This is a genomic window from Phocaeicola abscessus CCUG 55929, assembly GCF_000312445.1.
GTDB classification, from domain to species: domain Bacteria; phylum Bacteroidota; class Bacteroidia; order Bacteroidales; family Bacteroidaceae; genus Phocaeicola; species Phocaeicola abscessus.
Map to the genome: position 1 here is coordinate 873388 of NZ_HE997182.1, position 25974 is coordinate 899361.

Sequence of the window (25974 nt, forward strand, 5' to 3'; positions counted from 1 at the left end):
TTGAAACAGCAACAATTACATACGATAGTGAGCTTGTGGACAAATGTATGCCGCTTTGTATTAGCTGTAGTATTTATCTTTTCAGGTTTTGTCAAAGCAATTGATCCGTTAGGTACGACTTATAAGATCCAGGACTATCTGGAGGCAGTAGGCTGGGGATCGTTTGTCCATACCTCCGCGTCTTTCTTGTTCGCTCTATTGTTGGCGGTTATCGAGTTCGTTTTAGGCGTTTTCTTGCTTTTCGGTTTCCGGCGGCGTATTTCTACTGCAGCTGTTTTCGTCGTAATGAGTGTAATGACATTATTGACCCTATGGCTTGTTTGGGCGAACCCAATCTCCGATTGCGGTTGTTTTGGAGATGCTATTCGGTTGACTAATTGGCAGACACTGGGGAAGAATATATGTTTGTTTGTAGCTGCGGCCTCTGTTTTCAAATGGAGAGACAGGATAAGACCCTTGGTGACGAAACGCTTCGATTGGCTGCTGGAGCTCTACGCCTTTCTCTTCGTAGGGGGAGTGATGCTCTATTCGTGGAGGAATTTGCCGATCTTCGATTTTCGTCCTTATCGTATAGGTGCTAATATCAAGGCAGGAATGGAAATACCTGAAGGGAAATCTCCTTCGGTTTATGAAACTTATTTTATACTGGAGAAAGACGGTCGGAAGAAAGAGTTTACCGTAGAGGATTATCCTGACAGTACGTGGACATTCGTCGATTCCAGAACAGTGATGGTCAAGAAAGGGTACGAACCTCCTATTCGTGATTTTTCCGTCATCCGGCAGGAGGATGGGACGGAGCTGACAGAAGAGATGCTGAATGATAAAAATTTCTCTTTTCTGTTGATCGCTCCTCAGCTGAATCGTGCCGACGATAGCAGCGTCGATTTGATCAATGAACTCTATGATTATTGCATGGAGTATGGTTATGCGTTTTATTGCCTGACAGCTTCTGCCGACGAGGATATCCGGTGTTGGAAAGAGCGGACCGGAGCGGAATATCCGTTTGCCATATCTGACGACACGACGCTTCGCACGATCATTCGCTCCAATCCGGGACTGTTATTGTTAAAAGACGGGACAGTCATCAATAAATGGAGCGTGAATAATTTCCCAGACGAATATCAGTTGACGGACAGATTGGAAAAATTGCCTTTGGCGCAAATCAACCGATGCAGTTTTCTTTATCGAGTGGTATTGGTTGTTATATGCTTCTTCCTGCCATTGCTTTTCTTCTGTATGATTGACATGGTTTGGGAACGATATAAAACTATTCAAAATAAACCCTTAAATAAAAACAATTAAAATGAGACGAAAAATTGTAGCAGGCAATTGGAAAATGAATATGAACCTGCAAGATGGTGTGGCTCTCGCCAAAGAGTTGAACGAAACTTTGAAAGTAGAAAAACTCCGTTGCGGCGTGGTCATCTGTACTCCGTTCATTCATTTGGCAAGCATTGCATCATTCTTGGATCAAGAGATTATTGAACTGGGGGCGGAAAACTGCGCCGACAAAGAAAGCGGCGCTTATACCGGAGAGGTATCTGCCGAGATGGTCAGGAGCACCGGAGCTCATTATGTGATAATAGGGCATTCGGAACGTCGAGAATATTATCACGAAACGCCCGAGATATTGAAAGAAAAGGTACGACTTGCATTGAAACAGGATTTGAAGGTGATCTTCTGTATCGGAGAGAGTCTGGCGGAACGCGAAGCTGGCAGACAGAACGAAGTGGTCAAAGCGGAATTGGAAGGCAGCGTGTTCGATCTGACCGCAGAAGATTTCGCAAAGATCATCATTGCGTACGAACCCATCTGGGCTATTGGTACCGGCAAGACGGCGACGGCCGACCAGGCGCAAGAAATCCATGCATACATTCGCAGTACGATTGCGGACAGGTATGGCAAAAAGGTCGCAGAAGAGACCACGATCCTCTATGGGGGTAGCTGCAAGGCCGGCAATGCTCCCGAATTATTCGGGAAACCGGATATCGATGGCGGGCTCATTGGCGGCGCCTCTTTAAAGGTAGCCGACTTTAAAGGGATCATCGATGCTTGGAAATAATATTCTTTGTACCCTAATGCAGTGAGTAAGAGAGACCTGCTCACTGCTTTTAATCGTTTAAACAGAAAGAGTATGAAATGCTTAGTGGCCATCGTCCTGTTGTGTTTTGCAGTAGTTTCTAAGGCGCAGAACAGTATTTTAGTCGAATTGCAGAAGAACGTGCCGATGCAAGGTACGGTTACCGTTCATCAAGATCCGGCTATTACCGCATTGATCGGTACGGTACCGAAATATGAGGAAGGAAAAAGAGAATTGAAAGCGCGCGGATACAGGGTACAAGTTTATGCCGGAAACAATTCTCGCGATGCGCGCAGTCAAGCTAACAGCATGGCGAAACAGGTAGAGGCCGAATTCCCGGAACTACCGGTCTATGCCTATTTTCGCCCTCCTCGCTGGCTTTGTTGCGTCGGCGATTTCAAAACCATCGAAGAAGCCGATGCAGTGATGCGTCGCTTGAAGGCTACGGGACATTATAAAGAGGTATCTATTGTACGCGAACAGATTAATATTTCATGGGAATGATCACAGATGAGTTGGCGCATCCGGAATGGACGGAGGAGAAGATCATGGCGTTGATGGAACATTATGCGGCCATATTGAAACTGTTAGGGGAAGATACGAATCGCGAAGGACTCTTGAAGACGCCGGAGAGGGTCGCCAAGGCCATGCTTACATTGACCAGAGGTTATGAACAGGATCCGCACGAGATATTGATGACTGCCCGTTTCAGGGAACCTTATAGCCAAATGGTGATTGTGAAAGATATCGATTTCTTCTCCCTCTGTGAACATCATCTGATTCCTTTCTATGGAAAAGCCCACATCGGGTATATCCCCAACGGCTATATCACGGGCCTCAGTAAGATTGCCAGGGTGGTAGACGTGTTCTCTCACCGGCTTCAGGTGCAGGAACGACTGACTCTTCAAATAAAGGAATGTATCCAACGGACATTACAACCATTAGGCGTAATGGTTGTTCTGGAGGCTAAGCACATGTGTATGCAGATGCGAGGAGTGGAAAAGCAAGGGGCTGTTACTACGACTTCTGATTTTACCGGCGCGTTTAATCAGGCTAAAACTCGTCAGGAATTTATGAATCTGATACGAGGAGAGCATTGAATACACCCCGTATCTTAAAGACGATATCGATTGCTAAATGCTTCATGTGCGAGTGCTCTTTCTTAGTCAGCTAATCGAAGAAGCTTCTTATCGGCTGTCATCTCTCTATTATCATTGCATTATCTTTGAACGTAGCGTGAAGCGTAGTGCAATTTGCAGTGTTATCCGTTTTAAAGAATACTAAACGAACGCTAAAATGGACTTTCGAGGGGTTGTCCAAAAAGTCGGATAGCCCCAGAGGCTGATTTGCATATTTCTTTTATGGTAATGCTGCGCTTCACCGTCTTATCGTTGCCCGTGAACACGCCTTTGAACGGCTCTTTGGCCTTCACGAGGCGTTTCGTGGCGGCTTTGTTGTAGATGGCACGCAGGCAGGGAGCGCATGTAGCAGGAGGAGGTGTTGGGGCATACGCCACGGTCTTGCAGCCACCGCTCGTAGCTTCGCACATTGTCGGCGTTGAAGACGGATAGCGGCACGTCCGTGCCGCCGCTGAAGCGAATGAAGGAGCGCACTGCTGTACGGTAATTCTCGGCTGTGGATGCACTTACGCCACAGGTTGCCTGTTCGGCACAAACGGAAAGCATCGGAACCGGCTTCCGCTTTTTCCCGGCAGGCTGCTCCATGCCCGGCTCACCTGTACTGCCCGCCTACCTAAAACTTGGTAGAAAATAGATCATCTCTTGATTCGTTTAAGTGATTATGCAGGCAAAAATAAACGTTTTCCTTACATGGACGATGTGCAACTGCGAAAGTGAGTGTGAGCTTTCGGTGTTTATCACCCTTTCAGGGAAACGTTTTATCTTATGGAGAACAAGCGGCGCTTGTCAGAAGAAGTGCGGCTTGACGTACTTATCCGTGTAGGAGGTGAAGTGCAGTCCGGGCATCGGGCCGTCGGAGGTCGGGATGCGCATCGAGTCGATGAGCGAGAAGTCGTCGGCAGACAGCGCATAGTATTCTTCCGCCTCGGGCGTTGTGACGCAAACCGTCCAGTCGAACATATTGCCGAAGATGGTGAGCTTGTCCGTCTCCGGATTGTAGGCGGGTAGCCCGGTCTTTATCACTTCGTAGGTCTTGTTCATCAATACGTAGAAGGAGTGGCCGGCATCGGTGAGGTACCCCAGCGTTCGGCGGTCGGAGAATTCCGTGATGAAGAGGTATTCGGCGTGCAGCCCTTCGGGCAGGGGGATGGAGCGCACGTAGGGACGGCCCCACACCTGCTTCAGGTGGAACAGCTTGCCCGCATCATCCAGAATGAGGTATCCTTCGTCGTATTCTTTCCGGGGGTTGGGGTTGCCGGCTATACGAGAGGCGGGAAAGCGGAAGCCTTTCTTCACAAGCGCCTCCGTAAACTTCGCGCTTTTCTCCCTGTCTACGCTGTTACTGTCCATCACGACGAACTCAATGCCTCTCCGGGTGATGCGGAACACATCGTCCGGCATGGCCAGGTCCACCCGCTTCGACATGCTCTCCAACAACGGATACAATGGGACGGCGGCGGTGTTGACTTCCGACGCCGATACGCGGAAGTTGAAGTTGGTGCGCTGCACCTCGCGCGGCGTGACGGGCACCCCCTTCAGGCTGTCGGGGAAGCGCTCGTCGGCCATCAGTTGCCGGACGTAGAACAGGGGCAGGATGCTGTCGGTCTGCTCCTGCGTATAATTGTTGCCCGAGCGGTCGCGCCGTATCATGCCGGTGGTCTCGTCGTAGCCTATGGAGAGAAAATCGCCTATCACGCAGCTGTATAGGGCGAAAGGCGTGCGCGAAGGCTTGGAGGCAAAGAAAGCGTAGCACCACGGCAGTTGCCAGAGGAGCAACAACGCCACCGTGAGGTATAGGAATAGTTGACTAAAACGTTTCATCTCTTTGTTATGCTTTAATGATTGAATGGGGGTGAGGTCAGTCTTGCCTGCCCGCCTTGAAGCGCAGGACGGAAATCCACGAGAGGCTGACGCACAGCAGGCTGTAGACGACAAGCCACGGCAGAAAGCCGTTGTATGCCTCGGGCTCAGGGGAGAGGAAGAAGATGCGTAGCAGCAACAGCGTCACCGCCAGATTGAACACCCGCCGTTTCCAGGTAGGCTCCAGACACACCCATGCCGTGAGCGAATAGGCGCAGAGGCCGGCCACGTACCAAGTGGCGGCCGTCAGCAGGATGCGCGTGTAGAGCTCGGAGGCAAGCACGCCCTGCAGATAGACGAACATCAGCAGGAAGTTCGCGGCAAAGCAGGCGGTGAGTGCCAGCAGGCCGTAGAACAGCATGAGGTTTATCATCCGCAGTTGCGGATAGGGCAGGTGCAACGTCAGTTTCAGGCATTTGTGATACATCTCGGGGATGAACTGCACCAATGCCAGCAAGATGCCCGCCAGCAGGGGGATGTATTGCAGCAAGTCCACGAAGATGGCGTCGCGCATCAGCATCACTTCCCAGACGTGGGCGGCGCCTTTCAGTTCGACCACGCGATTGACGCGCAGCATGCAGTATCCGGCAAAGCCCGTGGTGACGAAGAAAGCGAGCAGCAGGTACCAACGCGTCTTAATCCATTCTTTATAAAATATAGCGTTCATTTCTTTCTTAATATTTCCCGGTGAGGCCGATGAAGGCGTCTTCCAGATTGACGGTTTCACATTTCAGTTGACTGTAGGGCACTTGCAGGGCGGCGAACCGAGCTTCCACTTCTTGCCGAGTGAGGAAGGAGAATGTCTCCAGCGTGTTGCGTATCACGGCGGGATGATGGAAGTCCGCATCCTCCGGCAAGGTATAGCCTTCGGGCACGGTGCAGGTGTAGCAGCGTATCGTGTCGAGCAGTTCCCTGACGGGTTGTTGAATCAGGATGCTGCCGTAGTCCATGATGATGCAGTCGTCTATCAGGCGTTCCATGTCTTGAATGATGTGCGAGGTCAGGAAGACGGTTTTGTTCTCCGAGCGGGCATAGTCGCGCAGGTAATCTACGAAGAGACGGCGGTAGCCGGGGTCGAGCCCTAACGAGAAGTCGTCCAGCACCAGCAGTGCCGGGTTCTGTGCCAGAATGAGCCCCAGTGCCACTTGCGACCGCTGTCCGCACGACATACGCGAAATGCGTTGTCCGGGGGCTACTTTCAGCTTGTTCATCAAGTCGTAGTAGGCCTCTTTCCGCCACTGCCCGGGATAGAAGGCGGCATAAAACCGCTCAATCTCGCGGATGGTCATGAACTGGTATTGCACATGTCCCTCGATGAGCAGTCCGATATTTCGGCGCAAGGCCGGCGGCATGGTCTGTATGTTCTCTCCGAAGATGAAACATTGTCCCGAACGGGGTGTCAGGTAGCCGCTCAAGATGTTGATGGTGGTGGTCTTGCCCGTCCCGTTCTTTCCCAACAGCCCCAATATGCGCCCTTGCGGAACGCTGAAGCTAAGATTTTCGTATATCAACCGTTTGCCGTAGTAGTGCGTCAGGTTATTGCATTCAATGATATTTTCCATTGATTATTATAAGAAATCCATCAAGCCTCTCCCCCGGCCCATAGGGAGGGGAGAGGGGAAAGAGTAGAAAGGAGATGAAATAAAAAAGTTCATATTACATATTATACATATTGCCCTTGCAAGTATAAAATGCTCCTTGCAGGGATTAAACAGCCCAAACTCCCTCCTCCCCTCCCTATGGGACAGGGGACGGTGGGAGAGGTTTTAGAGAAAGAGAAACAACAGCGGAATCAATATCCCCGCCGCCAACTCTATTCCTCCGCGTCCCCACAACCCTTTCGGGCCCTTCAGCATGATGAGGCCTGTAAACGTGATGAGAATAAGCCCTACCGCGAACAAGTCGGAGAAGTGTGTCCACCAGCTGCCGGGGTTATAGTGCAGCTTGGTCAGGGTGCTCAGCAATGGGCGACGTGTCAGTTTCTCATACACCACATGGTGGCCGGCAAGGTCTATCATCACGTTGGAGCCTCCTTTCAGAAACACCTTCATCTCTCCCTCTTTGGGGAAGTAATGCTTGGTGTAGTTGTCTGCTTCGTTGATGGGTTCCAGCAACTTCAACACATCTTCTTTGCGGATGTCGGCTTGTGCTGGCAAGGCTTCGGTCAACTTGTATTCCTGCCGTTCTATCGAGTAGTGAGGGTTGAAGCTGCCGCGGTGGTTCATCGCAATGCCCGAAACGGCATATATCAGCACCATCCCCGAGAAGAAGAACGACACGTCGCGGTGCACCAGGCGGCACCACTTGCGCAGGAGCGTGCCGGCTTTGCCTTGGTTGTTGCGTTGCCGCCCACCCTTTGCTTCCGGCATGTTCTCTTCCACCGACGGCTTACTGAATCTCATAGCCGGTGGCCTGTATGTAGTAGAAAGACAGATAGGCTTTCCCCTCCTTTGCCTGACGGTCGGCTATCTTGGCACGGAAGTCGGCGATGCGCGCTTCGGGTGTGTTGGCCGTTTCGTTGCGTGCTTTCTTCTCGGTGCTGCATCCGCCTTCACCCTCTTCGCTGTGCTTTTGGGCAGAAGCTTCTTTCAGTTGAGATTCCCATTGTTGCAGGTAGGCTTCGTCCACACGCTGCTCCATGAGCGTGCCTTTCACACGGACGATGCTGTTGACGCATTTCGTGTCGAACGAACCCAGTTCGCCGGCTTCCACGCGAATGGTCTGCGTATCGTCGCTGCCCATCAGGAAAATCTTGGTGGCGCCGTGCTTGCAGGCATGTGTACACACCCCTTCGACGGTCACTTCCTTATTGGTCAGTACCTCGGCATCGGCCAGCAAGCTGTCTATTCCGAGTACGTCCGAAGTTTGTTCGGCGGTTGTAGAACTGTCCGCATTCTTGACTTGCTTGTTGCCACATGCGGTGAATGTGAGTGCTGTTGCAGCAATGGCTGCGATGAGAATGTTCTTGGTTTTCATTGTTCTTTTGTTATTAGTTAGTATAAAAATGTTGTTTGCAAATGGTTAAACAGGCCTACAGATACACTCCGATGCCTGCTTGGAATGAACGGTTCTTCTCGTGGTTGGCGTATAGCGTATGTTGCCACCCGACTTCCGCGTAGCCCAAATTCTTTCCGATGTATCGAGACCATCGCAGAGAGAAGCCGTATGTCGTACGGCTGCCGCTCAGCATCTCGAGGTTCTGTTGCAAGACGGTCAGGGCATACGGGTGCGCCGTTTGCCCGGCGATGTTCAGCGAGGCGTCTATCTTTTCTTGGTAAATGCCGTAAACACGTGCGTACAGCAGGCTTTTGCTCCATTTATGGGTCGAAGCAAAGTCCAGCGAAGCGCTCCACAGACTGTACTTCATGCTCTTGGCAGGCGTGTGGTAGGTGTCTTCCCGTTGCAGATACCCGATGGCAGGTTGCAGGCTCCATCGCCACTTCTCCGTCTGTTCCTGCTCATAACTGCCGCTTGCCGTTCCGTGCAGCGCCTTGCTGCCGAACTGCTCTACGGCGGAAATATGCGGATAGATGTGGTTCACTGCGTCGCCGTAGAGGTTTTCCGTCCCTTTCCGCTCGTTGTAGGCTACCGATGCCTTAAGGCCGAAAAACCGGCGGGCATGCCGTAAGAAAGTCCGGGTTACCTCGCCTTGCAGGTTGTTTTCTTTCAGCTCGTTTAGCGTGAGGTCGTTAGACTCGGGCAGCATCTTCTCGTAGAAAGAATGACGATAATGGAAGCTACCGCTCCATCTGCCATCGGCTTGTACGGGCAGCAGGTTGATTCCTGCACCGTAGCTGTGTCCTTGATAACGCACGTTTGTGCGCGTACCGTCGAAGCGGGTGTAGCTGTTCCCCAATCCCGTAAGGTGGAACGTCTTCGATACCCCCAGTTCGTTGTAGTAGGCCAGAGAGCCGTTTTGCTTGTATTTGCGCGCTTCGGCGGACAGAGCCACCGCATACGGGGCCCGGATGCCGTAAGAAGCGCCGACTTTGGCCTGCAGGTCGGCCGCCTTATTGTTGGGGCGAGGGTCTATGTCGCGAAACTCTTGCACCGCCCGGTACGAGAATTCCCCTCCGAATGTCCACCGTCCGGTTGCAGCGGCATATCCGCCTCTGAAGAAGTAGATTTCCGACTTCATATCTCCGCCTATGGTGTCGGCGGCAACGTACGGGTAGAGCAGTTCATAGTCCGAACTTTCGTTCCACTGCACATTCCGGCGCGTGCCGTTCCGGTAGTAGGCATCTCCCCATATACGCGATTTCTCGGACGTGCATACGTACGAGTCGCCCGCCACAAGGAATCCTTTCCATCCGTCTCCCAGTTCCGCCTTTGTCGCTCGGCTTTGTCCGTTCCACTCGCCCGTTGCCCCGAGGGTGGAGAGCGAATAAGATTGCCGATAATAATTCAAGGCCGGATTAAGGAAAGGACGTGTAAGGAACTCCCGTTTGGCCGCGGAGTGCATAAATGCCCTTTTCTGTATGAAAACCGTGTCCTCCCCTTGAGCCCAAGAGGAGGATACGGTCATCGATAGGAATAGAAGTGAAGATATGAGCCCTTTCTTCATTTTGCCTTCGGAGAATAATTTATTCGTGGAACTTGAAATAAGGATCCGCTTTCTGCTCAGGCAGGAAGTCCGCGGACGAGTCGTTGGTGTCCTGCAGGGTGATGCCTGAAAGCACCTTGCGACGCACGCTCTTGCCGTAGCGGGTCTTGTCGCTGTTAACTTTTCCGCAGTACGTCCAGCCTCTGTCCAAAGCAGGCGATGTTACGTTCCATTCGTATTCGCTTTCTACACTGAGGTTGACGGCATCCAACACCCATTTGTTAGGAATCTTGTAGCCTTTGGAAGGTCCCATTTCGTACACGTTTCCGTTGATAATCATGTTGTACTTGTATTCGTAAACATAGTCTTTCAGATACTGCTCGGCAGAGAGCTGGTTGTTCTCGTCGTCGCCCAGACGTGCCAGCACGAACGCCTTGAAGCCGCGGTTGTGAGGGCCCCAGATGGTGCGCGTGTAGCAATAAATCTTTTCCATGTTGGGTACAGGGGTATCAGTATCTGTGAATTTCGGGTTGGTACTTTCGTCATACCATTCGAAGTCGGCTTTCGTCAGGTCGAAAGAATTGGAGTTGACGGTAGTATGATCCTTACCGATGTCACACAGCAACAGAGACTTTCCCGGGGCAACCATGATTTTACCTCCCAGCGGGACGCGGTAGATAGCGTCGGTGGTGAAGGCTTCGTTCATAATGTCCGGAGAATAGGCATACTTGCTTACCGTGAGGAATGCAGACTCGGCGATGGTGAGTCCGTCTGCGCAGAGCGTATCGCCCGAGTTGTTGTAGATACGTATGTATTTGTCGCCGTTGTATTGCTTATTCTCCGGGGTTTCTGTTCCGGTGAAGAAGATTTCGGCAATGACGAAGCTTCCTCCCTCTTTGCTGTCGTTATATACATAGCCCGTAAGGTTGAGCGGGGTAGCGGCAGAGGCTTCGGTCAGAGTTACCGACTCTTTATAGGCCCGTATCTTGGAATGGATGGTCTCTCCATTCAGGCGGTAGGTCAGAGAACCTTCCATGCTGATGGTGTATAGCCCTTCCGGCACACTCACGGCGATGCTTACAGTAGAAGAAGAAAGAACATTGGCACGAGTAGCGGGTTTCACGACGGTGGTCTTCTCTCCCGTATTGATGTTCTTCAATACCAGTTCCTGAATGCCGATAACGGGATTCTGATTCTGCAACTCGGCAGGCGCGTTGAACTGCATGGTCACATTGGCCATCTTTACACTGTTGTCATCGTCACTGCTACAAGCGGTGAACGCCAAACCTGCAATCACTGTCATGCAGATTACATAAAATACTCTTTTCATTTTCATCTTCTTTTGATTTTCTGTTTGATTAGGATTATTATAGTTTTAGTTTCAGCTCCATCCCGAAATAGGGACTCGCTGCTGTTCTTCGTATGAGGTATCCGTTTCGCGTGTAGTCGGGCACATAGTCCAGAATACGGTTGGCGAAGAGTGCGATGGACATATTCTTGCCGAACTCTTTGGTGGCTTTGAAGTTGACGTACATATAGAAAGGCGTGATCATCTTCTCGAACAAGGCCGAGGAACGAGCAATGACCAAGTGCTGCTTGTAAGTATCCTTTTTGTCTTCCTCGGTGTAGGGCGATACCTTTCCTGTGGCGGCATCCATGTAGGCGATGGGAGTGCCGCTTGCTCTGGGGCTCTGCCTGCTTTGAAACCACATGCACTCCGAAGTGGCGGAAAGGGTCAGGCCTAATTCCTTTAGATAGGTATCTACCGTGAAGTTGGTGTTGAACTGCCCGTAGTGAGAACTGTCGTCTGTTTCGTAGATGCCCACGTACTTGTCGCTCAGAGCTACGCCGTTTACTACCGCGGAAACGCTTTTGGCTATGGGCTGACTGTTCTCGTAGATGGTGTACAGCCATGCTCCGTTCACGGTGAAGCGGGTGTTGAGTGCCTTGAAGCGTTCGGTGGAAAGTTGGAACTCCACTCCTTCTTTCTGTGTCCGGCTGCCGTTTCCAGTGTAAGAGTAGCCTCTCAAGATGGTTCTCATCTCATAAGGCAGGTCTTCCAGAGCCGGCGGGCCGGTCAGTGTAGAGCCGTCTATCTGGCTGGAGTCGTACACCTTGTATTCGTACGGAGAATAGGTCGGGATATGGCGGAAGCCGGAATTCATCCGTTCGTGGAAGTAAGTGACGGAAAGCATGTTCTTGCCGTATTCCAGACTCAGACGCACCTCCTGCTTGAAGTTGCGAGCCGGCTTCAGGTCGTAGTTAGTAGGGTTCACGATGTAGGTACGCAAGTTGATGCGCTTGTATGCGGGGTTGGCATGCCAATAGTTCAGCTGCGTGAAGTCCATGTAGATGTTGTTCGGATGGAGTTGCGAGAGGGTAGGCATCAACAGCAGCCGTCCCATTCCTCCGCCCAGTCTTATTACCAGCCTTTTACATCCGAGGCTAATGCTCGGAAATCGCCATTGCACGTTGATACGCGGATCGAGGAACATCTTTCCGCCTAAGGCGTACTGCTTGTCGAGATTTAGCATCATGTTGCCGTTTATCCCGGCTTGCACTTCCAATGAATGGTCTCCTATGGGGATGTTGACATTGTCCTCTACGTACACATGCCACAATTCGGAGGCAGGAATGTCGCTGTATTTGCGCGGACGCAGGAAGCTGCTTCCGGGGTCGAGCGGACGTGCCGGGTCGTAGATTTGTCCGCCTCCGAAATTCTTGTCGTACCTGAAGGTGCTTCCGACCAACAGTTTGTGACCCGCCAAACCGGTCTGCATCCCGAACTCCGCAGCCAACTTGACGTATAAGTTCAGCGGCTTGCCGTCCACTATGGTATAAGCAGTGTATTTGTAGGGCAGTATTTCCGCATCATGTTCACCCGCTTTCATGTGGGTGGGCACTGCCCAATCACGGTCCAGCTGGATGAATCGGGCGCGCTTTATTTCGTCCCACGACATGCCGGCAGAGAGGTCCAACTCCAATTTCCGGAAGGCTTTCCCTTTGGACGCCATCCATTCCAGCAGGCTGTGCCATTTCCCGCTATGGAAGCCGGAACGGTAACTCTCTTCTTTCAGCCTCTCTATGTCGGGGTCGTTCTTCACATGGTCGATGTTTCCGGAATAGCTTACGCCGGTTTCCCACTTCAAGGCATGCCCGTCGTGCAATGTCCATTTCTTATGGAAGCGTGCGGAGGTAGTGATTCGTTTATACAAGTCGTAACGGTCGCGCGGGTCGTTCTGCGCATTCAGAAAGTCGATATCGACCGAAAGCCCCATGTCCTTGTTTTTCCATTCCATGCCTTTGTTGGCCGAAAAGAGTTTGCTGCTTTGGTCGGCCTTGAAGCGCACCTCCAGCGGGGTGGCTTTCTGCTTGCGTTTGATGATGACCACTCCGTTTGTCAGGTTGTTGTATTGCACGGAGGGAATGCCACGGACGATTTCCACGCTTTCTATATTGTCGGTGGGGATGTTACGCATATCCACGCCGGCGTTCACGGCATTGTATCCGTCGAAAGAGGTCGTGATGTCCGAGGCGACGCGTTGCATGTTGGAGGCGGTACTGACGGGTATGCCGTCCATCACGAATTGTGTGCCCAAAGACCCGGTGCTGTAGTCCGAATCGCCTGTTCCCACTTCGCGCAGGTGGATGATGTTGGCCCCGCCCATGTTCGGCGTGCTTGTGCTTCCGCCCGGCAGCAACGCCAGCAGGTCGGTGAAGCTGGAGGGTTGCAGGTGCTCCATGGCCGTGCGGTCTATCTTCGAAGCGCTGGTGATGCCTTTCGATTCGGAGGCGGTGACTACCACCTCGTTCAGCGTGGTGGACGAAGGCAGCAGCCGGAAGTCTCGATGGATGTCTCCGTCTATCCGGATACGTTTTTCCTGTGTTTCGTATCCTATGTAAGAGATGATGAGCAAGTAATCTCCCGTCCCCAGACCCCGAATGCCGAACTTGCCGTCCGCATCGCTGGTGGTTCCGTAGAACTTGCCTGCATCGGACTTCAGCCGTATCGTGGCGAAAGGCAATACATCCTTGCTTTGAGCATCGAAAACACGACCGCTGAAATTATGGGATGATTGTGCCGAACAGAGGATACAGATGAATGACAGAAGACTTATCAGTGAGAACTTTCTCGACATTGTGTATTTATATAATTGGCGGATGCAAAATTATGTAAATATAAAAGGATGGTCAATCGCTATAAATAGGTATTTCTTGACTGCGGATGGCAGGCTTACGGTCAAGAATCGAGGAGAACGATACCTATTTATGGTTATATCTATACCTGTCGCTGACTTAAAAGTGTGGCTATTAGACTTATGTCAATACTTGCACCCATGCTGTAAGTAATATTATCTTCTACGATTAATATGGACGTCATAGTCTTTGGTCTTTGTGTTTTGTTTCTTTTGAGGAAGGAAAAGAAGTTCATCGAAAACGTGGCCGGATACGTCCCATAACGTGTCTGGATACGTCCCGGACCCCGTCGGCGAGATTGTTTATCCCGTCGGACAGGTGGTACCACCTATCCGGATATGTCCGGAACGTCAAATTTGAGGTCGTCTAACGTGTCCGGCGGGATTCGGGACGTCGAATTTGAGGTCGTCTAACGTGTCCGGCGGGATTCGGAACGTAGACGGCAGGTTACCCAACGTATCCGGCGGGATTCGGAACGTCGAATTTGAGGTCGTCTAACGTGTCCGGCGGGATTCGGAACGTAGACGGACAGGTTACCCAACGTATCCGGCGGGATCCCTGCCCTGTAAAAGGCATACCCGCGTGGAGGATAAGCGCGAGGGAAGAAACGGTGTGTCTTGAGTAAAGCCGGAAAATGAAATAAATACGCCCCGATTGATGAAAACCTGAAAAGATCTTTCTATACCTCTTCCTGTATCATAGTCTGATTTATCGATCAGGCAGGAGAGCATTTTATGTCCCAGCTCGCAAGTTTGAGGATGAATACCATTGTTGTCCGGTCGAAATGAATGACTGTGCTACAACACGATGTTTCAAACCTCTCAAAACACTGAAAAATATGGAATAAAAAGCTTCCGATTTAATAAAAATCGATGCGATATTAGCCGATAAGTTTTATTGGTCGACAAAAACTGTAGGAAACCTTGTTTGTGGAAGTACCTCCCATGTCGACACATTCCATTGCGAAAATCCGACGATTGTATCGGACACTCATGGATGAATGAGGCGTTTTGTTAAAATGCGAAGTATCTTTTAGGGTTTTTTTATTCTGAATTGCCTTATTCACATGAAAGATTAACGAAATTCTTTTACTGTGAAAGATGATCGTCGATAAAAAATTGTTGAAAAATTATTATGATATTCCCATTGTGCTCAAAGATAAAACACGATTGACGGACAAACATGCACATGCCGGTAAATTCTATCACTTGGACGGCATCGAGCATGCTTTACGTATACTGTAGGAAAAAATGAAATCTCGTTATGAACGAGATGATCGGTAGCAGATTATTTATGTTTTATAAAAGATGGAGGAGATAGCCTATGCGAGAGACAAGATGATTCGAAAATATGAAATACCGACAAGTGTCGTGGCACTCGTCGGTAATGCTAAAACTAACACAACTACATTACTTAAAGCGTATTAATATTTAACTCAGCAAAGATATGCATAATTATAAGATTGAAACAGAGCGTGTGCGATATAAGCATAATTTTAAGTTTATTTATGTCTTCGTCATCCTTTTGGTTTGTATTCCTTTTCAGGTGAAGGCACAGAGAACTTTCAGTCGATCCATGAAAATTACACTCAAAAAGACGAATATAACCTTAGAAGAAGTATTAGGCGATATCGAGCGTCAGAGTAAATTTTTATTTATTTATGACAACGATGTCGACTTAAAACAACAGGTATCCATCAATGTGAAAAATGAAACCGTAGAGGGAACGCTAAATAAATTATTCGCGGGGAAGAATATCACGTATCAAGTGAAGGAGAGACACATTCTACTTTCGTCGAAACAAAAAGAAAATTTACTGCAAAAAAAGCGAATTTCCGGCTCGGTAAAAGATGCGAAGGGAGAGGCTATCATAGGAGCTAATATCGTGGAAGAGGGTACTCCGGCAAACGGAACGGTAACCGACCTCGACGGTAATTTCTTCTTGTCTATCGCTCCCGATGCCTCCATCCGGATCTCGTATATCGGTTATGTGGAACAGAAATTGAATACGATCGGGAAAACGAATTTTCATATTGTGCTTCAGGAAGATACGAAAGCGTTGGATGAAGTGGTGGTGGTAGGATACGGTACGGTGAGAAAGAGAGATTTGACGGGATCGGTATCGTCTATTTCTCCCAACAGTTTTAAGAATCAACCTGTGACGGAATTGAGTCAAATTCTGCAAGGACGTGCGCCTGGGCTTTCCGTCTCGAATGTAAACGGTTCTCCCAATGCGGGAGCGAAGATCCGAATTCGGGGCGCCAATTCCATCAATGGCGGGAATTCCCCCTTGTTTGTGGTCGACGGGGTAACCACCAGCTCTACTCCTGCACCGAACGATATCGAATCGATAGAAGTGCTGAAGGACGCTTCCGCTACAGCGATTTACGGATCGAGAGGGGCTAACGGAGTCATTATCATCACCTCCAAAAAGGGAAAATGGGGTACGCCTCAAATAGAGATTTCCTATAACCATCAATATGATCGCGTACCTAAAAAATACGACCTTTTGGATGCCTATGATTATGCCGTTTATTATAATAAATCCACTGGAACGAATTACTTTTCAGAGGCGGATTTGTCTCGATTTAAGAAAGAGGGAGGTACTGATTGGCAGGATATCATATTCAGAACCGGTCATAAGAATACGGTGCAAGCTTCTCTTTCCGGCAGTCTGAACAAATCGAGATATTACGTATCGACATACGTGTCGGACGCGAAAGGAATTTTAATCAATACCGACAGCCATTCATACCATGTCAGGACGAACGTAACTACTGAGTTTAATAAGCGTTTGCATACTTCGCTCGTCGTAACCGCCGGGAAGAGTTCTAATACCAATGGAAACTTAAGTACTGGCGGAAGCAAAGATCATCCGATTTGGAACAGTTTGATCTTTTCTCCCACCGTTTCGATCTACAACGAAGAGGGCAAATACAATCGAAACGATCCGGTGGGCTCTACCATGTTGAATCCATATATGTATGCTATGGAATCGAGAAACAAACCGAGCTCCTATTTCTATGCAGCCAACGGGGATATGCAATACAAGTTGTTCGACGATCTGCTATATTCTTTCGGTTTCGGCATTCACGAATCTGTCAGCATGGGGCAGGATTTTACGAGTACTTACCTTTCGTCTGTCTCGTCTGCCGGAAAAAGCACATCGCACGGTTCGTCATGGGAGGTGCATCATTTATTGAATTATACGAAAAGTTTTAGAGACATGCATCATTTATCGGCGCTGGCCGGTTATGAAGAATCTTATTCTTCGTGGGACGGCTTTTCGGCAAGAGCATCTGACCTTGCTATCGAATCGGTAGGATATGACAATTTGTCTTTAGGGAACGTACATTCGAATTCATCTTATTGGGGAGAGGGCTCTTTGCGGTCTTTCTTTGGACGCATCAATTATGATTATAAGTCGAGATACTTCTTCACAGGTACCTATCGGGCTGACGGCTCTTCTAAGTTCCGGGACAAAAACAGATACGGATATTTTCCTTCTTTTGCATTAAGTTGGGATGCCGCCCAAGAGCCATTCGTCAAAAATTGGAATATTTTCGACCAGTTTAAAGTGCGTTTCAGTTGGGGACAAACCGGGAACCAAGCCGTTTCCGCATACTCTACGCTGTCTTCTCTCTCTTATACTACCTATGGGTACGGCACCGATGTGCAGCACCCGGGGTATTACCCCTCTTCACCTGCCAACAAAGACTTGAAATGGGAAACCACTACTCAAAAAGACATAGGGATCGATATTAGTATTTGGTCAGGTAAAATCAATTTGACAGTCGATTATTTCGTAAAGCAAACCAAAGATTTGCTGATGCCCAAACAACTCCCTTATTACAATGGAGGAGGAAGCACCACCGTGAATATCGGAGAGATGCGAAATAAAGGCTTTGAAACAAGTTTGACCTGTTACCCGATAGAGCAAAAAGACTGGAATTGGAATTTCAGCATGAATTTTTCTACCGTGAAAAATAAAATTATTTCTTTGGGAGGAGATAAAAAAATTTACGGAAGTAGATATGCTGTAGGCACGTTGAATTCGAGTCCATTCGTCCTTATTCCCGGAGAGTCCATGGGTACTTTTTGGGGGGTGAAATTCCTTGGGGTATGGGGGACCGACGAGATTGCCGAAGCTGAGAAATTCGGAAATAAACCGGGGGATTCGAAGTATGAAGATGTCAATCACGATAACAAAATTACGGCAGATGATTACCAGATTATCGGAAACGGCTACCCTACATTTTCGTGGGGATTCAACAATTCCGTTTCTTATAAGAATATAGGGTTGAATATTTTATTGGAAGGCGTTCACGGACAGGATGTATTCAATCTGACTTATGCCACGACTGCTGCCATTACAGGAGATGCTAGGACAATCACGTTGAAAGAACCGGTTGAAAATATCTGGTCTCCTTCCAACCAACATTCGATTTGGCCGATACACAGTTCGTCGAATGTCAATTACATGAACTCCTCCAAATGGATACAGAACGGAAGTTTTATCAAATTGAGGAATGTCAGTATCTGGTATAACATCCCTAAAAAAGTAATCAAATTCGGGGAGGTGAGATTATCGCTTAGTGGACAAAATCTGCTGACATTGACCCGATATAAAGGTTTTGATCCGGAAATTTCCTCTACAGGACACAGTGATACAGATTTAAGTCTGGATTTCGGGGTATACCCCTCACCGAGGAGTATTACGATGGGTATTTCTTTTCTTTTTTAATGCTAAATGATCGTGAATATGAAAAAAATATGTTATCTACTTTTAATCGTTGGATTGTTTTCTTCGTGTGTAGACTTGGAAGAAGACCCGAAAGGCCGGGTGGCCCCGGAAGCATTTTTCAGCAACGAGGTCGAATTGAATATGGCGCTGACCGGAATGTACAGTTGGCTTAACGAAACTTTTTTCATGATATATCATATTGAACCGTTGATGGGAGGAGACGACATGATGAGTGAAAGGCCGGCCCTTCAACAGCACGATGTGTTTATCCGGTCGGGAGCCAATCCTGAAATTACCCGTTTTTGGAAAGAGTCGTATAAAGCCATCCAAGCTGCAAATAATGTGATACTTAACTATGAACGAGTAAATGCATCGGAAAAAGTGAAAAACGAAGGTGTGGGGCAAGCATATTTTGTTCGAGCTTTTATGTATTTTTATTTGGTTCGAATCTATAACCGTTTACCTTTAATAATGGATTTAGGGATTGATTTTAATGTCGGAAAGTCAGGACCGGAGGAAATTTATAAAGTGATTGTCGACGACTTGTTAAAAGCGGAGAAAATGCTTCCCGACAGTTGGAGCGATACTCGCAAAGGAATCGTTGTCAACGCTGGCGCCGCTAAATCTCTTTTGGCTTCAGTTTATCTCACTATGGCCGGATATCCTCTTAAAGACGTATCCAAATATGCATTGGCTGCCCAGAAGGCAAAGGAAGTGATTGACAACGAGGCGGTATACGGTTATCGGTTATTGGATGACTGTGCTGATTTATGGACTCGTAAGCGAATTAATGACGAAACTGTTTTCGGAATATATTACAGTGTAATCCTCGGTGGGGGGAATCAGCATGCACCTTTTGCCAGTATGCCGATAGAATATACCGGCTGGTATTGCTATTTCCCGGAAATCACGTTTTTCAATGCATTCCCCGAAGGCTCGCGGAAAGAGGCTACCTTTGCAACAAAACTCAAGATTCCTAAAGATGACAAGGTGGTCGAAATAGATTGGGAGGAAACGATCGCCAAGCATCCCTGCTATAAAAAGATGTGGGATATTGACGGATTGGATTGGGATCGCTTGTGGGTGTATGTCGACTGGCAATCGAGCAGGACGGTGATGGCCATCCGCTATGCTGAAGTGTTATTGACCTACGCTGAGGCGCAAGCCATGTCTTCTGGTCCCGATGTTACCGCCTACAGCGCCGTAAACAGGATTCGAAAACGGGCTGGACTCCCTGATTTGCCGGCTGGACTCTCCAAAGAAGCTTTTAGAGATTCCGTCGTTGCAGAACGAGGATGGGAGTTTGCCGGAGCAGAATGTTGCGCCCGATGGTTCGATTTGGTTCGCTTGGAAAGAGTGGAGGAAGCCAATTCGCATCGTTCTCCGTTGGACCCGCCGCTGGTGAATCAACCTACGAAAGAACATTATTTCTCGGTGATTCCCGATGATGAGGTGTTGAAAAATCCGAATTTGAAAGATTAATAATTGGTCGCATGTCTTCTCTTTTGATAACATGGCAATGAAGAAATACAATATATTTTGGATACTGTTGTCGATTTATCTATTAAATCCCTCTGTGGTTTTTAGCCGAATAAACGAAGGGTACTTATTGGTAAAAAACGATTTCTGCCAAATATGGTGGGTGGAAAACACGTACAAAGTGTTTCGGGATTCGCCTGTCCCTAAAAGAAAAAGAGCGATAGAACTCCGATCGGCGAAAAATGAATCGGAAGGCTTCCAATTGGTGCTCAATCCGGCTTCGGAGATGGAAGACGTCACGATAACGGTCAGCGATTTCAAAAATCGTTCGGGGAATGTGATACCTGCGAAAAATGTGACGATTCGGAATATAGCGTATGTTCACGTAACCAAACCGTCAGGGATTCGGCATCGGGCCGGATGGTATCCGGATCCCCTTCCTCTTTATCAAGGAGCTTTTCAGGTAGAGGGCGGAGGAAATACGGCGGTATGGTTTTCCGTGAAAACACCTGCGGATGCCGTGGAGGGACTCTATTCGGCAACAATTCAAATAGCAGCCCAAGGTTATCGGGCGACAATTCCGGTAGCGCTTACCGTCTGGAATTTCGTATTGCCCGATACCCCGTATATGCGATCTTCTTTCGGATTGAATGAGAGTATGATCCGTGACTATCACCGTATGGAAAATGCCGATGAACTTGAGAAACAGATTGATTGGTATTATCGATCTTTCAAACATTACCGAATTTCGCCGGCCGAAGTCTTCGGATCGATCACGAAGACGGTGACCGGCAACGGATGGACGGGAGGGACGTACGATCCAGACACGCTTTATGAAGGGAGATATTCTTATCAGATTACGAACAACAGCATTTATTCCGATGTTTCGGGAACTCCGGTTTCGCTCGTCGAAATCGTTCCTGGGAAGCCCTATTTCGTGAAATGGATGGCCAAAAATTCGAATGATGGACAATCTTATTACGTAACCATCAAAAGTTATACGGCTGATAAAAAGCCTATCGATTGGCAATTGCAGGGAAAAATTTATCCAGGGAATAGAGTGTGGCATGCCGACAGTCTGTTTTTAGATCCTGTGAATCCGGTCATCGTCGACGATATACTTATGTACAGGCCCATACCGGAAAATGCAAGCTATATCGACGTACGGTTTTATCCCTGTATTCCTGGAAAAAATGGGAACGTCCCTAACACAATCTGGCTTGATAATGTACAGGTGATCGATATGCAGGATGGAAAGAACCTGCTACCTGAAGGTGATTTTGAACAGGATATTCGTTTGTTAGACGTTACGCTCGATTTTTCGGCCTTTGACAAGACGGCGAAAAAGTATTTTGACGAATACGGTTTTAACGGTTTCAGCATTTCTCTACCCGAATTGTGTCCGGGGCCGTTTGTCGGGAGGAAGACCGGATGGTTCCACGGTTTTGTCAATGGAACACCGGAGTATAAAAAGCTGATGACTTTATATCTGAAAGGATTACAAGATCATCTGGAAATTAACGGATGGTTGGGGAAAGAATACCTGTATTGGATCGATGAACCGAAACAGGAAGATTACGGTTTCGTGAGGGAAGGTATGAAAACCATTCACGAAGCGGCTCCCCAACTGAAACGTTTTATTACGGAAAATAATCCCGGACCGGAGATTATGGACGTAACGGATATAGGATGCCCCGTATTGGCAAAATTGGATTTACAAAAATCGAGAAAATGGATAGACGAGGGGAGAGAAATGTGGACCTATTTGATGTGTTGGCCCAAAGCACCGCACAATAATCTGTTTATCGATAGCGATGCCATCAACTTGAGGATGTGGCTGTGGATGTCTTACAGATATCGCTTAAAGGGGATCCTGGTGTGGTCTTCCAATTTCTGGAATGAATCTGATTGCTCTCCGGCGGGAATTTGGCAGAACCCGTGGGAAGATCCGATGGCCTATAATGACGTTCCGTTGCCCCGAGGATCCTCTTGTGAATTCGGAAATGGAGACGGCCGTTTTTTTTATCCTCCTCGGAGAGACCCAAATAAAGATAAATCGAAATGTATCTGCGAACCGATTCCTTCGCTGCGGTTGGAAATACTTCGCGAAGGATTGGAGGATTACGACTACATGATATTATTGGAAAAAGCGATCGAACGGGGAGGGACTAACCGGCAAGATTGGGTGGAAAGGGCTAAGAAAGCACTCTCTTTCGGTTCGGAACTATTTGTTTCGGAACAAGAGTACAGCAAGGATCACCGAGTGTTGATGAAAAAGAGAGAGGAACTGGGCGAGCTGTTGCATCGGTATTATTCCGATACACGAAGATTTCCGATTCCATAATGGATTAGTTTTTCCTTACGGATGTTGTCGTATGAATTGTCTCCGAGTGAATGTGGCATTTTTACAAACGAATTTTAAGAGTATATGTAACCGGATGCTATGGTTTGCAATCAGGGATACTTCCGAAGAATTCTTTTGTGTCACAAAGAGGGTGTGCCAAACCGACACACCCTCTCTTGTTAATAAACACTCCATAAAAGAAATAAAGGAGTGTACGCAGAACAGTTTAGCTATCTGAAAGTTTAGCCTTTTACATGATTTTTAGAGTAGAATAATAGATTGTTGAAAATCACATAATCCATATTTACTCCATCATGGTGTTGCTAAACGAGGTTCCTTCACAGGATGGCTGAGTTAAGCAGCCTTGCTGCCGACTTGTATGATGTTTTTGCTTTCTGTAAAAGGGAATGAATGGTAAAAAGGCATAAAAGTCCGTAAATTGACTCGTACGTCTCTCGATCGGTTTGACTATTATTTGCATCTTTCCCACTGAAGCCAACGCTCGATCGGATACTTGTTTACACTCTGCATGATTACATGTACAAAAGATAACATTTGTCAGTAATGCCAGAGAGTTCAATTGCTCCTTCATGTTATTTAAGGTTAGCCAAAAACGTACCAATTGAGTCAAATCAGTTTGTTTTTGTATTTAATAAATAGTATTTATACAATTAAAATTTATTCTTGATCACAAATATCGGTATTCTTATTTATGTAAACAAAATTTTTATCCATAAAAAATGTTAAAATCGTAATTTCCTTTTTATTTGTTATTTTATAAGTTTCTCTTTTGTTTTACCTCCTTAAGGCAAATGTTCGCTCTATCGAAATTACTTTCAAAACCAAGCAGGCATGTTCGGATTTGTAGGTCCTAATTCCATGTAACATCTTCGATCTTTTTCCTTGCGACATCGGTTGACACGATTTTTGTCGATGCAGCCGCTAAAAGTATATGCGTTATGTTCGTTGTATTTAGTAGGCTTTTATTGACAAACCAACACCTGCACGTTCCCCTCCGAAATACCTCCGATGGATACTTTTGTTTGTCATAATGTCAGGAAATATATTCTTTTTCGAACTTACGATTACCACGAGAAGCGAAAAGAATCTCTGGCAGGCATTTTAGACTGCTAAAGATTCCCCCAACCCAGGTTCAGGTTTCGGTAAGTTTTTGGCCCTTCTGCTTTTCCGTTATTCCGTTCTGAGGTTTTCGGTGGGATTGGCTCTTGCTGCCCGGTATACCAGCATAGATGCTACGGAGAGCACGACGAGTAGGACGAAGAGCATACAACCGACGAATAGGTACCATGTCAAGTCAATTTTCACGCTGAACATTTGAAGGATGTATTGGCTGACTTTCCAGGCGGCCAGCGCACCGATGAGAATGCCCGGAACAGCCATGTAAATCAGGTTCTTTTGGAAAATCTTCTGGAGATCTTTTAAGGTCGCTCCAAAGATGGCGCGGATAGCGATTTCCGACCGGCGGCGACCGACTTCATCGAGGATATAGGCGATCAGTCCGGCAAGGGCGATGAGCAAGATGCTGATTCCGGCGAATAAGACACTATTGCGCACATGCTTCAACTGGTCGTAGTTGTTACCGATTTCCATGCGAAGCATTAGTACCTGCTTGGGATTCTCTTTGATCGTGTTGTCTACAAGCTGCTGAATGCGTTGGATATGGTCGGAATCGAATCGGTTCAGGCGGACATAAAAACGCTCGATCCAAGGGGAATTAATTGTGCCGTAATACATGACAGTCGGCCGAAGATTCATTCCGGAAGTCAACGATCCGGTTTGGATATGATCGTAAATGCCGATAATGGTATAAGGCCCTCTATGGCTGGTGATATGTACCGTTTTACCGATGGCGGATCCTTTCCAGCCAGCTACTTGCTCCATTTTCTTTACGAAATCCCGATCGACCATTACCTCCTTACTCAGGCTGTCGACAGCTACGGGAGTGAATGTTCTCCCTTCCACGACAGGAATCTCGAACGTATGGAAGAAGTCGTCGCCTACCGAGAACAAGTTGGAAATGTTGGTATATTCTTCGTTCGTCTCTGCATTCCATACATTATCTCCACTCGGGATGTCTGCCATGTTATGGGTAGCCCACGTTACGCCGGATACGTTCAGATCTTTTTTCAATTCCTGATAGCACCGTTCCCGTTCGTTCTTATTTACTCCATCGAGGTCGATCATCAGGGTATTCTTATAATTGAACCCTAAATTATAGTTGGTCAGTTTGTTGTATTGCAGCCCGATCACAACCAATATGCTGATGAAGAAACTGGTCATTAGGAATTGAACGAACAGCAGGGCCAATTTCCAGCGCCGCTTGTTCTCCGTGTATCTGCGGTAGGCATAGGTAAGGGGAATCTTCGTATACAGATATCCGGGAAGCCATCCGCAAATTCCTATTATGGCCAAGGTGATGAGTATGCATACGATAACGGTAGAGAATGGGAAAAGGCTTTTCAAACTGTGTCCGATCTGTTCCTGCAAGATATTTTGCGAACCGAAAATGAGAAGGATAGCCAACGGCAGACTGATACAGAATATATGCAGGAACGATTCGCTCAGGATCATTTTGTAGATGTCTTTACTCTCGGCGCCGTAGCAGCGGTAGGTGGCGATGCTCTTGGCACGGTTCACCATCGACGAGATAACCAGCAGGATATAGTTGAATACCGAGACGAGGAGCATGATGATGCCGAAGCCGAGGAACACGAAGTTCATGACACGGTTGTTGTCGGATTGCAAATAGATTCCTTTCACCGGTTGCAGGTTGAATCGGACTTGGGTTCCGGCCTCTTTCAACTTTTGGCCGACACGGTCTTCGATCCATTGATCCATCCGTCCCTGCAAGTCGTCGGGATTTGTCCCGTGCCGAAGACGGATATAGCCCAGATACCGGTCGTTTCCGATTATATTGTTTGGGCTGTCCCATCCCCATAGTTGTTGGGCTGTCGGCATGGCCACCATGATGTCGATCTTATTCAAGTGCGTATTCTCGGGCAGGTCTTCGAAGACGCCGATAACCGTTAGTCGAAAGGCTTTGTTTACTCTCAGGCTGATCGTTTTCCCGATGATCTCTTGCCCGACCGTTTTGAACAACTTTTCTGAGATATACGCCTGTCCCGTTTTGTTTAACCCCGTCTTCGGATCTTCGCCCATAAAGACTTTGCGGGGGAAGACGTCGAAGAAGGAAGAATCGCACAGGAATGTATTCCCCGTCAATTCCTCGTTGTCTTCGGTGACGAAGGTGGCAGATTCGCGGAGCCATGTATAGCGGGTGGCGGCTTCTACTTCAGGACAAACCGACTTGATGCCCGGAGCGTGAGCACCGGAACATTGCGGGAAGTTATGCCATCCTTCACCTTTCATTTTATAGTTCTCCTGAATTTGATAGGTATCTTCCAGGCGCGGAATAAAACTGTCGGCCGAACGTTCGTAGATGACTTCGGCCAGCATGGTCAGCCCAATGGCTAAGCCGATGCTGAGGCAAAGAATCTTGGTGAAATTCGACTGTCCCTTTCTAAATAATGACTTTATTGCTCGTTTCATTTTCAATGACCCATTCTTC

General features: G+C 48.0%; 18 protein-coding genes. 8 read left to right on the forward strand and 10 right to left on the reverse strand.

Going from position 1 to position 25974, the window contains the following annotated elements:
* From BN102_RS03520 to folE, 4 genes are all read left to right on the forward strand, one after another.
* Window positions 1–1302, forward strand: coding sequence for a BT_3928 family protein (locus BN102_RS03520; RefSeq protein WP_036787194.1), 1302 nt, complete (start codon window positions 1–3; stop codon window positions 1300–1302).
* A gap of 1 nt (window position 1303) precedes the next feature.
* Window positions 1304–2062: a triose-phosphate isomerase gene (gene tpiA / locus BN102_RS03525; protein ID WP_021312173.1), complete on the forward strand. Its 759-nt coding sequence runs from the start codon at window positions 1304–1306 to the stop codon at window positions 2060–2062.
* Between the two features lie 72 nt (window positions 2063–2134).
* Window positions 2135–2584, forward strand: a complete 450-nt coding sequence (locus BN102_RS03530; RefSeq protein WP_019207702.1) for an SPOR domain-containing protein — start codon at window positions 2135–2137, stop codon at window positions 2582–2584.
* The gene (gene folE / locus BN102_RS03535; RefSeq protein ID WP_035456886.1) at window positions 2581–3180 is read left to right on the forward strand and encodes a GTP cyclohydrolase I FolE; all 600 of its coding nucleotides are present in this window, start codon (window positions 2581–2583) and stop codon (window positions 3178–3180) included. Before BN102_RS03530 ends, folE begins: the two co-directional genes overlap by 4 nt.
* 285 nt (window positions 3181–3465) lie before the next feature.
* On the opposite strand, the gene BN102_RS11270 is transcribed toward folE, so the two are convergent.
* From BN102_RS11270 to BN102_RS03575, 9 genes are all read right to left on the reverse strand, one after another.
* Complete coding sequence (locus BN102_RS11270; protein ID WP_198006542.1) at window positions 3466–3804, reverse strand: phage integrase SAM-like domain-containing protein; 339 nt, start codon at window positions 3802–3804, stop codon at window positions 3466–3468.
* Between the two features lie 201 nt (window positions 3805–4005).
* Window positions 4006–5040, reverse strand: a complete 1035-nt coding sequence (locus tag BN102_RS03540; RefSeq protein ID WP_036786986.1) for a DUF4857 domain-containing protein — start codon at window positions 5038–5040, stop codon at window positions 4006–4008.
* Window positions 5041–5077: 37 nt separating this feature from the next.
* Window positions 5078–5746: a hypothetical protein gene (locus tag BN102_RS03545; protein WP_019207707.1), complete on the reverse strand. Its 669-nt coding sequence runs from the start codon at window positions 5744–5746 to the stop codon at window positions 5078–5080.
* A 7-nt stretch (window positions 5747–5753) separates the two neighbouring features.
* Complete coding sequence (locus tag BN102_RS03550) at window positions 5754–6641, reverse strand: ABC transporter ATP-binding protein (RefSeq protein WP_019207708.1); 888 nt, start codon at window positions 6639–6641, stop codon at window positions 5754–5756.
* Between the two features lie 204 nt (window positions 6642–6845).
* Window positions 6846–7448, reverse strand: a complete 603-nt coding sequence (locus BN102_RS03555) for a PepSY-associated TM helix domain-containing protein (RefSeq protein WP_051007707.1) — start codon at window positions 7446–7448, stop codon at window positions 6846–6848.
* A 19-nt stretch (window positions 7449–7467) separates the two neighbouring features.
* Window positions 7468–8055 (reverse strand): hypothetical protein, encoded by a 588-nt coding sequence (locus tag BN102_RS03560; RefSeq protein WP_019207710.1) that lies wholly within the window; start codon window positions 8053–8055, stop codon window positions 7468–7470.
* A 55-nt stretch (window positions 8056–8110) separates the two neighbouring features.
* A complete protein-coding gene (locus BN102_RS03565) occupies window positions 8111–9541 on the reverse strand; it encodes a DUF6850 family outer membrane beta-barrel protein (RefSeq protein ID WP_156810921.1) in 1431 nt (476 codons plus the stop codon).
* 121 nt (window positions 9542–9662) lie between these two features.
* On the reverse strand, window positions 9663–10952 hold the full coding sequence (locus BN102_RS03570; RefSeq protein WP_021312107.1) for a DUF4876 domain-containing protein: 1290 nt from the start codon (window positions 10950–10952) through the stop codon (window positions 9663–9665).
* Window positions 10953–10989: 37 nt separating this feature from the next.
* Entirely contained in the window at window positions 10990–13761 is a 2772-nt protein-coding gene (locus BN102_RS03575) for a TonB-dependent receptor (RefSeq protein WP_019207713.1), read from the reverse strand.
* Window positions 13762–14919: 1158 nt separating this feature from the next.
* Here BN102_RS03575 and BN102_RS10835 point away from each other — a divergent pair.
* The 4 genes from BN102_RS10835 to BN102_RS03590 all read left to right on the forward strand — a co-directional run bounded on the left by BN102_RS10835 (window position 14920) and on the right by BN102_RS03590 (window position 22385).
* The gene (locus BN102_RS10835) at window positions 14920–15063 is read left to right on the forward strand and encodes a hypothetical protein (protein ID WP_019207714.1); all 144 of its coding nucleotides are present in this window, start codon (window positions 14920–14922) and stop codon (window positions 15061–15063) included.
* Window positions 15064–15394: 331 nt separating this feature from the next.
* The gene (locus tag BN102_RS03580) at window positions 15395–18562 is read left to right on the forward strand and encodes a TonB-dependent receptor (RefSeq protein WP_019207715.1); all 3168 of its coding nucleotides are present in this window, start codon (window positions 15395–15397) and stop codon (window positions 18560–18562) included.
* A gap of 18 nt (window positions 18563–18580) precedes the next feature.
* The gene (locus BN102_RS03585; protein WP_036787200.1) at window positions 18581–20044 is read left to right on the forward strand and encodes a RagB/SusD family nutrient uptake outer membrane protein; all 1464 of its coding nucleotides are present in this window, start codon (window positions 18581–18583) and stop codon (window positions 20042–20044) included.
* A 37-nt stretch (window positions 20045–20081) separates the two neighbouring features.
* A complete protein-coding gene (locus BN102_RS03590) occupies window positions 20082–22385 on the forward strand; it encodes a DUF4091 domain-containing protein (RefSeq protein ID WP_036786991.1) in 2304 nt (767 codons plus the stop codon).
* 1191 nt (window positions 22386–23576) lie between these two features.
* On the opposite strand, the gene BN102_RS03595 is transcribed toward BN102_RS03590, so the two are convergent.
* On the reverse strand, window positions 23577–25955 hold the full coding sequence (locus tag BN102_RS03595) for an ABC transporter permease (RefSeq protein ID WP_035456786.1): 2379 nt from the start codon (window positions 25953–25955) through the stop codon (window positions 23577–23579).
* Window positions 25956–25974 lie beyond the last annotated feature (19 nt).

Coding starts and splice junctions, on each gene's coding strand:
- tpiA (WP_021312173.1), top strand. CDS start 1,304: ATGAGACGAAAAATTGTAGCAGGCAATTGGAAAATGAATATGAACCTG.
- BN102_RS03530 (WP_019207702.1), top strand. CDS start 2,135: ATGAAATGCTTAGTGGCCATCGTCCTGTTGTGTTTTGCAGTAGTTTCT.
- folE (WP_035456886.1), top strand. CDS start 2,581: ATGATCACAGATGAGTTGGCGCATCCGGAATGGACGGAGGAGAAGATC.
- BN102_RS11270 (WP_198006542.1), bottom strand. CDS start 3,804: ATGGAGCAGCCTGCCGGGAAAAAGCGGAAGCCGGTTCCGATGCTTTCC.
- BN102_RS03540 (WP_036786986.1), bottom strand. CDS start 5,040: ATGAAACGTTTTAGTCAACTATTCCTATACCTCACGGTGGCGTTGTTG.
- BN102_RS03545 (WP_019207707.1), bottom strand. CDS start 5,746: ATGAACGCTATATTTTATAAAGAATGGATTAAGACGCGTTGGTACCTG.
- BN102_RS03550 (WP_019207708.1), bottom strand. CDS start 6,641: ATGGAAAATATCATTGAATGCAATAACCTGACGCACTACTACGGCAAA.
- BN102_RS03555 (WP_051007707.1), bottom strand. CDS start 7,448: ATGCCGGAAGCAAAGGGTGGGCGGCAACGCAACAACCAAGGCAAAGCC.
- BN102_RS03560 (WP_019207710.1), bottom strand. CDS start 8,055: ATGAAAACCAAGAACATTCTCATCGCAGCCATTGCTGCAACAGCACTC.
- BN102_RS03565 (WP_156810921.1), bottom strand. CDS start 9,541: ATGCACTCCGCGGCCAAACGGGAGTTCCTTACACGTCCTTTCCTTAAT.
- BN102_RS03570 (WP_021312107.1), bottom strand. CDS start 10,952: ATGAAAAGAGTATTTTATGTAATCTGCATGACAGTGATTGCAGGTTTG.
- BN102_RS03575 (WP_019207713.1), bottom strand. CDS start 13,761: ATGTCGAGAAAGTTCTCACTGATAAGTCTTCTGTCATTCATCTGTATC.
- BN102_RS10835 (WP_019207714.1), top strand. CDS start 14,920: ATGATCGTCGATAAAAAATTGTTGAAAAATTATTATGATATTCCCATT.
- BN102_RS03580 (WP_019207715.1), top strand. CDS start 15,395: ATGAAAATTACACTCAAAAAGACGAATATAACCTTAGAAGAAGTATTA.
- BN102_RS03585 (WP_036787200.1), top strand. CDS start 18,581: ATGAAAAAAATATGTTATCTACTTTTAATCGTTGGATTGTTTTCTTCG.
- BN102_RS03590 (WP_036786991.1), top strand. CDS start 20,082: ATGAAGAAATACAATATATTTTGGATACTGTTGTCGATTTATCTATTA.
- BN102_RS03595 (WP_035456786.1), bottom strand. CDS start 25,955: ATGAAACGAGCAATAAAGTCATTATTTAGAAAGGGACAGTCGAATTTC.